General features: G+C 70.6%; 8 protein-coding genes. All 8 read left to right on the top strand.

The genetic code is table 11. The annotated features are described in order from the left end of the window. Positions 1 to 325: 325 nt before the first annotated feature. The 8 genes from E1295_RS25985 to narI all read left to right on the top strand — a co-directional run bounded on the left by E1295_RS25985 (position 326) and on the right by narI (position 11,787). On the top strand, positions 326 to 958 hold the full coding sequence (locus E1295_RS25985; RefSeq protein WP_161714418.1) for a TetR/AcrR family transcriptional regulator: 633 nt from the start codon (positions 326 to 328) through the stop codon (positions 956 to 958). Positions 959 to 1,055: 97 nt separating this feature from the next. Next, entirely contained in the window at positions 1,056 to 1,541 is a 486-nt protein-coding gene (locus E1295_RS25980; RefSeq protein WP_220448891.1) for a DUF3224 domain-containing protein, read from the top strand. 336 nt (positions 1,542 to 1,877) lie between these two features. After that, positions 1,878 to 3,119, top strand: coding sequence for a cytochrome P450 family protein (locus tag E1295_RS25975; RefSeq protein WP_246080355.1), 1,242 nt, complete (start codon positions 1,878 to 1,880; stop codon positions 3,117 to 3,119). Between the two features lie 424 nt (positions 3,120 to 3,543). Beyond that, a complete protein-coding gene (locus E1295_RS25970; protein ID WP_132633565.1) occupies positions 3,544 to 5,004 on the top strand; it encodes an aldehyde dehydrogenase family protein in 1,461 nt (486 codons plus the stop codon). Positions 5,005 to 5,142: 138 nt separating this feature from the next. Continuing rightward, a complete protein-coding gene (locus E1295_RS25965; protein ID WP_132633563.1) occupies positions 5,143 to 8,817 on the top strand; it encodes a nitrate reductase subunit alpha in 3,675 nt (1,224 codons plus the stop codon). Continuing rightward, complete coding sequence (narH, locus tag E1295_RS25960) at positions 8,817 to 10,463, top strand: nitrate reductase subunit beta (protein ID WP_132633561.1); 1,647 nt, start codon at positions 8,817 to 8,819, stop codon at positions 10,461 to 10,463. Before E1295_RS25965 ends, narH begins: the two co-directional genes overlap by 1 nt. Continuing rightward, positions 10,460 to 11,077, top strand: a complete 618-nt coding sequence (narJ, locus tag E1295_RS25955) for a nitrate reductase molybdenum cofactor assembly chaperone (RefSeq protein WP_132633559.1) — start codon at positions 10,460 to 10,462, stop codon at positions 11,075 to 11,077. Before narH ends, narJ begins: the two co-directional genes overlap by 4 nt. Next, positions 11,074 to 11,787: a respiratory nitrate reductase subunit gamma gene (narI, locus tag E1295_RS25950; RefSeq protein WP_132633557.1), complete on the top strand. Its 714-nt coding sequence runs from the start codon at positions 11,074 to 11,076 to the stop codon at positions 11,785 to 11,787. Before narJ ends, narI begins: the two co-directional genes overlap by 4 nt. Positions 11,788 to 11,809: the final 22 nt, after the last annotated feature.

The following is an 11,809-nucleotide window of genomic DNA, read 5'->3' as shown; positions in this document are numbered from 1 at the left end:
TTCCCGCGGGGCGCTCTGCTCCTTGAGCCGCTGGGCGACAGCCACCAACTCCAGCAGACCTTCGATGCCAATCATCGCAGCTCCAGGCCCTAACAGCTATATAGGTGCACTGTAGAAAGCTGCTTGAACGAGGCTGGCGCGACATGAAACAGATCATCGACCTGCGGCCGGTCCATCACCGGCTCGAATGTCGAACCCGGGACAGGGGGCGTCACCGACACGCCCGGCCGAGATCCACACCCAGTGCGGCCGCCGGGCACGGGAATCGTCTTCTTGCTTGACCACGAATCAAACTGAACAGTATGGTTTGTCGCGGGGAGGCGAGATGATGGCGAGTCAGGACTCGGCACGCAGCAACGCCAAGCGGGCACAGATCCAGCAGGGCGCCACGCGGGTCTTCCTGGCCGAAGGATTCGCCGGCGCCACCACGGACGCCATCGCCAAGGCGGCGGGGGTGTCCAAGCAGACGCTGTACGTCTACTACCGCAGCAAAGAGCAGCTCATGGTGGACGTGCTCGACTCCCTGCTGTCGAAACTGAACCGCGACCACGCGGTGCTGGACAGTGACCGGCCGGCGAGCACGCTGCCCGAGTTGCGCCAGACCCTGACGGACCTGGCGTACGAGGTGCTGGAAGCCGTCTCCGGCAGCGACTACCTGGCGCTGGCGCGGGTCATCATCGCCGATTCACCCAGGGTGCCGGAGATCGGGCGGCTGTGGGCGCAGACGATCACCACCAGCGTCCGCCCGCTGGTGACGGAACTCCTGGAGCGGGCCCGCGACTACGAACTGATCGAGGTCGCAGACCTGGACGCGGCCACCAGGCTGTACGTGGGCGGTGTGCTGACCTACTTCCTGCCGGACGGCATCGTAGCGGCCAACGGGCCGGCGGCCGCCCCGGACCGCGAACGGATCGAGCAGATCGTGGACCTGTTCCTGCGGGCACTCACCATCACCTGATCGCCCCGACGGGCGAGTTTCCCTTGTTCACGCCTCGTTATCAAACTGAACAGTACAGTTCTATAGCGCCGAGGAATCGGCGGAAAGGACGGACGACATGACCTTCGCCTGGGGCGGGCTGACCGAAGGGCCCACCACGTACGCCGAAGAGCACCCGCCGGCGGAGGCGGTGACACACACCAGCTCCGTGCAGGTGCTCACCATGGACAGGCTGGACATCGGCCCGCAGGTCGTGGGAGGCCCGGCGGTCTTCGCAACGCTGATGACCGAGAAGTTCAGCGGCGGCATCGACGGCCTCGGGCACGCCGACCATGTCCGGGTCGTCCAGCCTGACGGCTCGCAGATCGTCGCCGGCGTCGAGCGCATCGTCGGCTCGGTCGATGGCCGGTCGGGAACGTTCGTGCTGACCTGCTACGGCTACGGCGACCGGCCGGGATCGGCCCGAGGCTACTGGACCGTGGTGCCCGGATCCGGCACCGGCGAGCTGGCCGGGCTGCGCGGACGCGGCACATTCACCGTACGGCAGGAGCCAGACGGTACTTGGCACGCCGAGGACGCCTTCACGCACTGGTACGAGAAATGAGCACCCGCATGATGCCCGGCAACGTCCGCGTGGGATATCTCCAGACAGACGGCGTGCGCATCTATCACGAGGCCCGCGGCAGCGGTCCCGTGCTGATCTTCGTGCCCGGCGGCAGGGGGGCCGCCGCCGCTCCCCCGCGACTTGTCCGATCCTCGCGCGGCGATGGAGGAGCACGCCCGGCAGCGCGCTGGCGGCAGGGCTGCCCGACGGCGTGGAGATGATCTCTGCCTGCTTGGGTCCGCCACGCAGCGCTACATGACCGGGACATGAACGTGACCTCACGGCACTGCCAGGCTCCCATCGACAATTTCGTACCCAAGGATGAGAGAACCCACGATGACCAACATCTGGCATGAAAGCTTCCGCGCCGAGCCGTACCCGACGTATGCGCGGCTACGTGGCCAGGCACCCGTCCACCAGGCGACCGGTCCCATGGGCAGCGAGTTCTGGCTGATCAGCCGCTACACCGAAGCCCGTGCCGCACTCAACGACCCACGGTTGGCCAAACACCCTTCCCACGCCCCAGCCTGGCTGCACAACTTCGGCGTCGGAGCAGCGGACAGCCCGACACCTGTGGGCCTCAACATGCTCTCCAGTGACCCGCCCGATCACACCCGGCTGCGCAGGCTCACGATGAAGGCCTTCACCCCCAAGCGCGTCGAGCGGCTCAGGCCCCGCATCCAGCAAATCACCGACGAACTGATCGCCAACCTGGCCGGACTCACGCGCTTCGACCTGATCGAGGACCTCGCCTTCCCGCTCCCCATCATCGTCATCTGCGAGCTGCTCGGCATCCCTGGCGAGGACCGCGACGACTTCCGCACGTGGACCCGCGCCCTCATCCCACCGTCCACCCCCGAGGGCCTGGCCAGCCTGCGCACAGCCCAGACGGAGATGACCGAATACCTCACCAGGCTGGTCGCACGCAAGCGGGACGAGATCGACCACACGAGCGATCTCGACAACCTGCCCGATCTGGTCAGCGCCCTCATCGTGGCCCGAGACGAGTACGACCGGCTCTCGGAGGACGAGCTTCTCGGCACGATCCGCATCCTCCTCACCGCTGGGCACCACACCACCGTCAACCTCATCGGCAACGCCATGCTCGCGCTGCTTCGCCACCCCGACCAGCTGGAGCTCCTGCGCGCCCGCCCCGACCTGCTCCCCGGCGCAATCGAGGAACTGCTCCGCTATGACGGCCCCTTCGAACACGCCACCCCGAGATTCGCCACCGAGGACATCGAAATCGCCGGCGTGACCATCCCGGCCGGCAGCGTGGTGGCCGTGGTCCTCTCGGCCGCGAACCGGGACCCGGCGTACCTGCCGGGCCCCGACCGCCTCGACGTCACCCGCACCAACCATTCCCACCTCGCCTTCGGCCACGGCATCCACTTCTGCCTCGGAGCGCCGCTAGCCCGCCTGGAGGGCCAGATCGCCATCGGCACACTGCTGCGCGCCCTACCCGAAATGACCCTCGCCTGCCCACCGGAGGATCTGCGCTGGTGGGCCGGGGGGATCACGCCCGTGTTCCGCGGCCTGGAAGCCCTCCCCATCCGAGTCGGGCCGTTCAAGAGATAGCCGGACTGAAACAGACGAGACCCCGTCCGATCCACGCAATCGGACGGGGTTCGCCCTCCCCGGCTCTTCAAGCCACTGGACGAGCCAGTACCACTTGCGTGGCGGTCGTGGCGGAGAAGCAGCGAATCACTCGACGATGCCCCATCCCGCCGGCTGGTCCGGCGGGATGGGGCTTGGTGATGTCGACGACGGGTGGAAACTGGATCAGGCACACATTCCGTGATTGGGCCCGTTGGATAGATCACGGTTCGGGTGTTCCGGCCGGTAGCCGTCTACGTCGTCTGTCTCGGTCGGCCCTGCCGGATCGCCCCGGACGGAACGGGTCGGATGACCACGAGAGACCCCGGCGAACCCGCTGTAGCATGACGCCAAACAGGACGGGTCCGGTGACACGGGTCCTGGGACGACGCTGAGGTGACAGTCGATGACGCCGCTGGACCAGCTACCCGAGATCCGCACCGACCTCTTCATCGACGGAGAACGCCACGGCGCGGGCGACTCGCTGCAGGTGGTCGACCCGGCCGACGGCCGGTCCGTCGTCGGCTACGCCGCGGCCGCCGACGCCAAGCAGGCCACGTCGGCGGTCGCCGCCGCGCACCGGGCGTTCCCCGCCTGGTCGGCCCGCACCCCGGAGGAGCGCGCGGCGGCGCTGATCGCCGCGCTGGCTCCGCTGGAGGCCGAGCGGGCGGCCACGGCCGAGATCCTCACCCGTGAGAACGGCAAGATCCGGCTGGAGTCCCACATCGACTCGGTCGTCTTCGAGCACCGTTTCCGGCTGGCCGCCGGGCTGGCCGGCGAGGTCGGGCAGGTGACCACCCTGCCGGCGCCGCCGTACCGGACGGAGATCTCCTACGTGCCGCTGGGCGTGGTGACGATCATCGTGCCGTTCAACTGGCCGCTGGCGATCCTGGCCGCCTCCTTGCCGCAGGCGCTGATCGCCGGCAACACCGTCGTGGTGAAGCCGCCGCCCACGACCCCGCTCGCGACCGTGCGCACCGCGGAGGTGGTGGCGCGCGCGTTGCCGCCTGGCGTGCTCAACATCGTCACGGGCGCGGACGCGCAGATCGGCGGGGCGCTGATCCAGGACGACCGGGTCAGGAAGGTCTGCTTCACCGGCAGCCCGGCGGGCGGCAAGCGCATCATGTCCATGGCCGCCGAGTCGCTGACGCGGGTGGCGCTGGAGCTGGGCGGCAACGACCCGGCGATCGTGCTGGACGACGCCGACCTCGGCCCTGACGCGATGCACCGCCTGTTCTCGGGCACGTTCGACTCGACCGGGCAGATCTGCATGGCGATCAAGCGCCTCTACGTGCACCGGTCGCGCTACGACGAGGTGGTGGAGGGGCTGTCCGGGATGCTCGGGGCCACCCGGCTGGGCCACGGCCTGGACGAGCGGGTGACCATGGGTCCCCTGCACAGCAGGCGGCAGCTGGCGTACGTGCGGGAGCTGCTCGGCCAGGCCCGCTCGTCGGGGGCGGAGGTGCGGGAGTTCGGCGCCGCCGAGGGCTCCGACCTGTCCACGGGCAACTTCCTGCGGCCGTCGCTGGTGCTCGACCCCGCCGACGACACGCGGGTGGTGACGGAGGAGCAGTTCGGCCCGACGCTGCCGATCCTGCCGTTCGACGACGTGGACGACGCCGTGGCCCGCGCGAACGACACCTGGTCGGGGCTGTGCTCCTCGGTGTGGACGGAGGATCCCGGCCGGGCCGCGGCGCTGGCGGCGCGGCTGCGTACGGGCTACACGTTCGTCAACGCGCACGGGGCCGGGCACCTGGACGAGCGGGCGCCGTTCGGCGGCTTCAACCACAGCGGCATGGGCCGGGAGATGGGCATCGAGGGCATCCGCGAGTTCATGGACACCCATTCGGTGGGGTTCCCCTCCTGACGATCACGTACGGACTTCAATGAAGTTTTAAGCGGAAAGCCGCGGTCGCCGGCCGTCGCGCGTTTCCTCACTCTTTCCTGGGCTACGACATCCAGTGCCGGGCATGTCGGGCTTCGTGACGGCAGGAAGACGAGTGATATGACGGCGATGGACGGGCCTGTCAGCGACGCGTTGCTGAGGATGGGGCGGCATCTGCGGTCCGGGACGGTATCGCCGGATCTGCGCACCCTGCACCAGGTCGGCGGGCGGCGGGCGGACGCCTTCTACCGCGACCGCTGGAGCCACGACAAGGTGGTGCGCTCGACCCACGGCGTGAACTGCACGGGCTCGTGCTCGTGGAAGGTGTACGTCAAGGACGGCATCATCACGTGGGAGGCGCAGGAGACCGACTACCCGAGCGTCGGCGGCGACCGCCCCGAGTACGAGCCGCGCGGCTGCCCCCGCGGCGCCGCCTTCTCCTGGTACACCTACTCCCCCACCCGCGTGCGTTACCCGTACGCGCGCGGCGTCCTGGTGGAGATGTACCGCGAGGCGAAGGCGCGGCTCGGCGACCCGGTCGAGGCGTGGGCGGAGCTCACCACCGACCCGGCCAGGCGGGAGCGTTACCAGTCCGCGCGGGGCAAGGGCGGGCTGGTCAGGATCGGCTGGGACGAGGCCGTCGAGATCGTCGCGGCCGCCCACGTGCACACGATCAAGGAGTACGGCCCCGACCGCGTGGCCGGCTTCTCCCCGATCCCCGCCATGTCGATGGCCTCGCACGCGGCAGGCGCCCGGTTCGTCTCGCTGATCGGCGGCGCGATGTTGTCGTTCTACGACTGGTACGCCGACCTGCCGGTGGCCTCGCCCCAGGTGTTCGGCGACCAGACCGACGTGCCCGAGTCGGCCGACTGGTGGGACGCCTCCTACCTGCTGGTGTGGGGCTCGAACGTGCCGGTCACGCGCACGCCCGACGCCCATTACATGACCGAGGCGCGCTACCGGGGCCAGAAGGTCGTCGTCGTGAGCCCCGACTTCAGCGACGCCGCGAAGTTCGGTGACGAGTGGCTGGCCCCGCATCCCGGCACCGACGGGGCGCTGGCCATGGCGATGGGCCACGTGATCCTCAAGGAGTTCTTCGCCGACCGCGTCACCCCCGCCTTCACCGGCTACGCCCAACGCTTCACCGACCTGCCGTTCCTGGTGCGGCTGCGCGAGCACGACAGCGGCGGGTACGTGCCCGACAAGTTCCTCACCGACGCCGACCTGAGCGAAGGCGGGGGCGAGGGCGGGGGCGGCGACCCGTTCAAGACGGTGCTCATCGACGCGCGCACGGGCGAGCCGGTGGTGCCGAACGGCTCGCTCGGCTTCCGTTACCGCGCGGGCGGCGAAGGCCGGTGGAACCTGGAGCTGGGCGCGGTCGACCCGGTGCTCACGCTGCTCGGGCACGTCGGGGCGGGGCAGGCGGTGAAGGTGGCGCTGCCCCGCTTCGACGTGCCGGGCGGCGTGCTGCACAGGGGCGTGCCGGTCACGGAGGTGCGCGGCCACCTGGTCACCACGGTGTTCGACCTGCTCATGGCACAGTACGGGGTGCCGCGCGACCTGCCCGGCGAGTGGCCGAGGGGGTACGACGACCCGGCGCAGCCGTACACGCCTGCCTGGCAGGAGGGCATCACCGGGGTGCCGGCGGCGCGGGCGGCGCGGATCGCCCGCGAGTTCGCCACGAACGCGGAGCAGTCGGGCGGCCGGTCGATGATCATCATGGGGGCGGGGGCGAACCACTGGTTCCACGCGGACCAGATCTACCGCTCGTTCCTGGCGCTGACCACACTGACCGGCTGCCAGGGCGTCAACGGCGGCGGCTGGGCCCACTACGTCGGCCAGGAGAAGTGCCGGCCAGTCACCGGGTGGGCGCAGCTCGCGTCGGCCCTGGACTGGTCGCGCCCGCCCCGGCACATGATCGGCACGGCGTACTGGTATCTCCACACCGACCAGTGGCGTTACGACACCTACAGCGCCGACACGGTCGCGTCGCCGCTCGGGCGGGGCACGTTCGCCGGGAGATCCACGGCCGACCTGCTGTCGGCCTCGGCCCGCATGGGGTGGATGCCGTCGTACCCGACGTTCGACCGCAACCCGCTCGACCTGGCCGACGAGGCGGCGGCGTCGGGGCAGGAGCCGGGCGCGTGGATCGCGGAGCGGGCCGCCTCCGGCGAGCTGGGCTTCGCCTGCGAGGACCCGGACGCGCCGGCGAACTGGCCCCGGGTGCTGACCGTGTGGCGGGCCAACCTGCTGGGCTCCTCCGCCAAGGGCGACGAGTATTTCCTGCGGCACCTGCTGGGCGCCGACGCGTCGCTGCGGGCCGGCGAGGCCGCTCCCGAGCAGCGGCCCGTGGATGTGACCTGGCGGCCGCGGGCGCCGCGCGGCAAGCTCGACCTGCTGCTGTCGCTGGACTTCCGGATGACGTCCACGACGCTCTTCTCCGACATCGTGCTGCCCGCCGCCACCTGGTACGAGAAACACGATCTGTCCTCGACCGACATGCACCCGTTCGTGCACGCCTTCAGCCCGGCCATCGACCCGCCCTGGCAGACACGTACGGACTTCGCCGCCTTCCACGCCATCGCGGAGGCGTTCAGCACCCTGGCCGCCACCCATCTGGGGACGCGCCGCGACCTGGTGGCGGCCCCGCTGATGCACGACAGCCCCGACGAGTACGCCACCCCGCACGGCCGGGTGGACGACTGGCGGCGCGGCGGCGCCGTCCCCGAGCCGGGCAGGAACTTCCCCAAGATCACGATCGTGGAGCGCGACTACGGCGCGACCGCCGCCAGGATGGCCGCGCTCGGCCCGCTGCTCGACACCCTCGGCGCCACCACCAAGGGGCTGACGTTCCAGGTGGCCGAGGAGGTGGAGCGGCTGCGCCGCAGGAACGGGACCGTACGCGGCGGCGCGGCGGACGGGCGGCCGTCGCTGGCCCGCGACGTGGACCTGTGCGAGGCGATCCTGGCGCTGTCGGGCACGACGAACGGCCGCCTGGCCGCGCAGGGGTTCGCCACGCTCGCCCGGCGCACGGGCACGGCCTTCGACGGCCTGGCCGACGAGCACAAGCAGATCACGTTCGCCGACACGCAGGCCAGGCCGGTGGCGGTGACGACGTCGCCGGAGTGGTCGGGCATCGAGACGGGAGGCCGGCGCTACTCGGCCTTCACCATCAACGTCGAGCATCGCAAACCGTGGCACACGCTCACCGGACGCCAGCACTTCTACCTCGACCACGACTGGATCCACGAGGCCGGTGAGGCGCTGCCCGCCTACCGGCCGCCGCTCGACATGACCGCGTTGTTCGGCGAGCCGGGTCTGGGAGAGTCCGGCGAGCACGGCCTCACCGTGCGCTATCTCACGCCGCACTCGAAGTGGTCGATCCACTCGGAGTACCAGGACAACCTGCTCATGCTGACCCTGTCGCGGGGCGGGCCGACCATCTGGATGAGCCCGGCGGACGCGGCGAAGGCGGGCGTCGCGGACAACGACTGGGTGGAGGCGGTCAACCGCAACGGCGTCGTCGTGGCCCGCGCGGTCGTCTCGCACCGCATGCCGGAGGGCACGGTGTTCATGTACCACGCCCAGGAGCGCGTGGTGGACGTGCCGAAGAGCGAGACGTCCGGCCGGCGCGGCGGCATCCACAACTCGCTCACCCGCCTGCTCGTCAAACCCACCCACCTGATCGGCGGCTACGCCCAGCTGAGCTTCGCCTTCAACTACCTGGGGCCGACCGGCAACCAGCGCGACGAGGTCACCATGATCCGCCGTCGCGGCCAGGAGGTCGATTACTGATGCACGTGATGGCGCAGCTGGCCATGGTGATGAACCTGGACAAGTGCATCGGCTGCCACACCTGCTCGGTCACCTGCAAGCAGGCCTGGACGAACCGCGCGGGCACGGAGTACGTCTGGTTCAACAACGTCGAGACCCGCCCCGGCCAGGGGTATCCCCGCGCCTACCAGGACCAGGACAGGTGGAAGGGCGGCTGGGAGCTCAACGGGCGCGGCCGGCTGCGGCTGAGGGCGGGCGGGCGGCTCAGGAAGCTCTTCTCGATCTTCGCCAACCCGCTGATGCCCTCGATCCAGGACTACTACGAACCCTGGACCTACGACTACGACCGGCTGTTCTCCGCGCCGATGCAGGCCGACACCCCGGTGGCGCGGCCCCGCTCGCTCATCACCGGGCAGCCCACCAAGATCAGCTGGAGCGCGAACTGGGACGACGACCTCGGCGGCGGCCCCGAGCTGGCGTCCGGCGACCCGGTGCTGCGCAAGGTGTCGGACCAGGTGAAGCTGGAGTTCGAGCGGGCGTTCATGTTCTACCTGCCGCGCATCTGCGAGCACTGCCTCAACCCGTCGTGCGTGGCGTCCTGCCCGTCCGGCGCCATGTACAAGCGTTCCGAGGACGGGATCGTCCTGGTCGACCAGGACCGCTGCCGGGGCTGGCGGATGTGCGTGACGGGCTGCCCGTACAAGAAGGTGTACTTCAACCACCGCACCGGCAAGGCCGAGAAGTGCACGTTCTGCTTCCCGCGCGTCGAGGTGGGCATCCCGACGGTCTGCTCGGAGACGTGCGTCGGGCGGCTGCGCTACATCGGCCTCGTCCTGTACGACGTCGACCGGGTGGCAGCGGCGGCGGCCACGCCGGACGAGAAGGACCTGTTCGAGGCGCAGAAGGGCGTCCTGCTCGACCCGCACGACCCCGAGGTGGCCGAGGCGGCCCGCAGGTCCGGCATCCCCGACGACTGGCTGGAGGCGGCCCGGCGCTCCCCGGTCCACCGGCTCATCTTCGACTACGGGGTGGCGCTGCCGCTGCATCCCGAGTACCGGACGATGCCGATGGTCTGGTACATCCCGCCGCTGTCGCCCGTCGTGGACGCCCTCTCCGAAACGGGGCACGACGGCGAGGACGCGGGCAACCTGTTCGGCGCCATCGAGGCGCTGCGCATCCCGCTGGGTTACCTGGCCGAGCTGTTCACCGCCGGCGACCCGGAGCCGGTGCGGGCGGTGCTGCGCCGGCTGGCCGCGATGCGCTCGTACATGCGCCGGCTCAACCTGGGGCAGGACCCCGACGAGTCGATCGCCACGGCCGTCGGCATGGACGGCGCCCGCATCGAGGACATGCACCGGCTGCTCGCCCTCGCCCCCTACGACGAGCGGTACGTCATCCCGACGGCGCACGCCGAGCAGGGCGCCTGGCTGGAGGAGCCGGACACCGGCTGCAGCCTCGACTACGAGGGCGGTCCCGGCATGGCCGGCCCGTTCGGCGAGGCGTCGGGGCGGCCGTCGCCGATCGCGGTGGAGAACTTCCACGCCCTGCGCGAGCGGCAGTCGGGCGAGGACCTGGACGACGCCGACGAGCTGCGCGGCCGGGTCAACCTGCTCAACTGGGACGGCAAGGGCACGCCGGAAGGGTTGTTCCCGAGGAGGAAGAAGTGAACGAGGGCGACCTGCGCAGCGCCCACATGGTGGCCTCGGTGCTGCTCGGCTATCCCGACGAGCGCCTTCACGACGGGCTCGACGTGCTGGCGGAGGCCGTGGCGGGGCTGCCGGCGGGCGAGGCGCGCGAACGGCTCTCGGCCTTCCTCTCCCACGTGGCGGGCACGCCCCCGCCGGAGCTGGCGGCCCACTACGTGGCGGTCTTCGACCTGAAACGGCGCTGCTGCCCGTACCTCACGTACTACGCCTACGGCGACACCCGCAAGCGCGGGGCGGCGCTGCTGCGGTTCAAGCACGCGCTCGCCACGGCGGGCTTCGAGCCGTCCGACGGCGAGCTGCCCGACCACCTGGCCGTGGTGTGCGAGCTGTCGGCGCGCGGCGCGGTCGGCCCGGCCCGGCGGCTGATGCTGGAGAGCCGGCCGGGCATCGAGGTGCTGCGCGCGGCGCTGGAGGAGGAACGCTCGCCGTACGCGGACGTGGTCGCCGCCGTGCTGGCCACGCTGCGCCCGAGCAGCGCGCGCGAGAGGCAGGCCGCGCTGCGGCTGGCCGCCCAGGGGCCGCCCGCGGAGGCCGTCGGCCTGGAGCCCTACACGTTCACGGAGGCCGGTCGATGAGCATCCTGCTCTGGGTCGTCCTGCCGTACGTGGCGATCACGGTGTTCGTGCTCGGCCACGTGTGGCGTTACCGCTACGACAAGTTCGGCTGGACCACCCGCTCGTCGCAGATGTACGAGTCGCGCCTGCTGCGCGTCGGCAGCCCGCTGTTCCACTTCGGCATCCTCGTGGTCGCGCTGGGCCACGTCGGCGGGCTCGTCATCCCCAAGAGCTGGACCGAGGCGGCCGGGATCGGCGAAGGGCTCTACCACCTGATCGCCGTCGTCCTCGGCACGATCGCGGGCGTGGCGACGGTGGGCGGCATGGCCATCCTGATCTACCGGCGGCGGACCGTGGGCCCGGTGTTCATGGCGACCACCCGCAACGACAAGCTGATGTACGCCGTGCTGGCCCTCACGATCGCCCTCGGCCTGGCCGCGACGGTCGTGGCCAACGTCATCGGCGGCGGCTACGACTACCGCACCACCGTCTCGCCGTGGTTCCGGTCGATCTTCCTCTTCCGGCCGGAGCCGGAGCTGATGGCCGGCGCTCCCGTGCTGTTCCGGCTGCACGCGCTCAGCGCGCTGGTGTTGTTCGCGATCTGGCCGTTCACGCGGCTGGTGCACATGCTGACCGCTCCGCTCGGCTACCTCACGCGCCCGTACATCGTCTACCGCAGCAGGGACGAGACGCGGCGGCCCGCCCGGCGCGGCTGGGAGCCCACCCGTTAGGTCGCGGGCCGCGGGGGCGCCG

The organism is Nonomuraea mesophila, assembly GCF_004352805.1.
In the GTDB taxonomy this organism is placed as follows: domain Bacteria; phylum Actinomycetota; class Actinomycetes; order Streptosporangiales; family Streptosporangiaceae; genus Nonomuraea; species Nonomuraea longispora.
Note: the sequence above shows the minus strand (reverse complement) of the source record. Positions and strands in the feature narration are given on the sequence as shown.